The following is a 1,858-nucleotide window of genomic DNA, read 5'->3' on the forward strand; positions in this document are numbered from 1 at the left end:
GGCCGAGCCCTGCGAGCGACATCGCGGCCGTTAGCATGGTGTTGGCCAGGTTTACGGGGATCAGAAGTAGCAATCCAGCGACAATCGATCGGTAGGCCAATGAGCACCCAATCAGGATGACAAGATTCAGTGCGCCAATGATTCGTGACTCGTAGCGCACCACCGTGTCGTTAATAGATTGCTGCAGCGCAATCGTTCCAGATGCCAAGCGAACTCGGAAGTTTGGATGCTCAGCTCCGATTTTCTCTACACATGCGTTTGCCTGCTTTAGAGCGTTGTCTACCGTATGCTGCTTGTTGTTCGCGTACCAGAGAGAAACAGTCGCGTTACGCTGCTCAAAGTCAGAGACATTCAGGAATGCCTTGGCATTTGTTCCAGCCATAAGCCTGTGACAGCAGCAGCCACAGCTGAGTCTTCGTTGTCGAGAGGCGCCCACTTTGGGTTGCCCCCGTTGAAAACTCGATTCGCCTCTGGCACGAGATCGGCGAAGGACAGCGTAGCCGTAGGTGGGTTTGGGCTTGCCTCCAAGCACTGCTGCAGATCGCGCATCGCAGTGATGGTTCCCGTTTGGCGGACGATACGGGCGCCACCCGTACCTTCGAAGACGACCTCCATCGTCATTGATCCAGGAAAATTTCTATTGATCTCGCGAACCGCAGCATTGAACTTTGACTCGTAACGCAGCAGATTCGTCCCTTCCACCGGGTTCCCGACTGGAATACGGAGCATGAAGTAGATCGAAACTGCAGTGATAGCGATGAACACTGCTGCGGTGTATCGCGCGGCACTCCCGTGAGCCAGGCCAGCAAAAACTTTCAGCGTGTTCTGCATGCCACGCTGAAGTGGTCCACTTTTTCCGTCGCTGCCGAGGACGTGCGACAGGTTCTTCGGTCGAGGCAGCAAACTCAGAACAATCGGCGTCAAGAAGACACTGCACGGGACGAGATTCAGAGCCCATAGCCCAGTGAACAGTGCGAAGCGCTCCATTGCTGGGATCGGCGCGAGCGCGACAAGCAGTAGACCGCACACATCGGTGAAGATCCCCAGAGTACCGGGCGCAACAAGAGAAACAAGCGAAAGCTCAGCGGCCCTACGCTGCTCGTAGCCGTCGTGTAGCAACTCGTAGTAGCGTTCGGTAGCCTGCACGCAATGGCTGAAGCAGCGCGCGATGAGCATCAACGGCACGACCATCAGCAATGGCTCGACAGGAAGCCCAAGCCAACCGACGAGACCGAACCCCCAGATCGTTGATACGGAGCTCACAATCAGCGGACCAACGATGCCCGACAAGTTGCGCATGTGCAGCGCCAGCATCACGAACATGAGGAGCAGCGTGAGACCGAAGATCTCAGCCGTGTTCTCACCAAAGGCGTAGATCCATCCCGTCATTACCGGAAAGCCGGCGACGTGAATCTCATGCTGGCTGTCCTGCTCTTTCTTGACGATCTCTTGAATGAAATCGAACGCCTTTCCGTAGTCGAGGTTGTTCTCGATGAATGTGGCGTTGATGAGAGTTGCCGTGTGATCAGACGAAACAAGGAACGTAGTGGCAGCCGCCGACTCCCCGACTCGGCGCCGGATCTCGGCCAAGTCTGCATCCGACTTGGGCGGCTCTTCATCCATGATCGGATTCGAGAAGATCCCGTCAGGAGTAACGACCGTGTACCGAGCTTTAGACGATGCAATCGACAAGATCTGGTCATGGTCGACGCCAGGCGCTAGGTCGATCTCGCGTGATAGACGCCAAACCTTATCCAGCGTGTCAACCTGAAAGACGTCCTTGCCATCTGTGCGCTTGACCATCAGCGTGACGGTCAGGGGACTGCCAAAGTTCGGGTGGTCTTTGAAGACCTTGACG

Annotated in this window: 2 pseudogenes; both read right to left on the reverse strand. The window is 56.0% G+C overall.

The features are described from left to right. Positions 1-382: pseudogene (locus x551_RS27795) on the reverse strand (RND transporter); the annotation flags it as partial. Further along, positions 352-1,858, reverse strand: a pseudogene (locus x551_RS21660) (RND transporter); the annotation flags it as partial. The pseudogenes x551_RS27795 and x551_RS21660, both read right to left, overlap by 31 nt.

The organism is Methylibium sp. T29 (assembly GCF_000576205.1).
Classification (GTDB): Bacteria; Pseudomonadota; Gammaproteobacteria; order Burkholderiales; family Burkholderiaceae_C; genus Methylibium; species Methylibium petroleiphilum.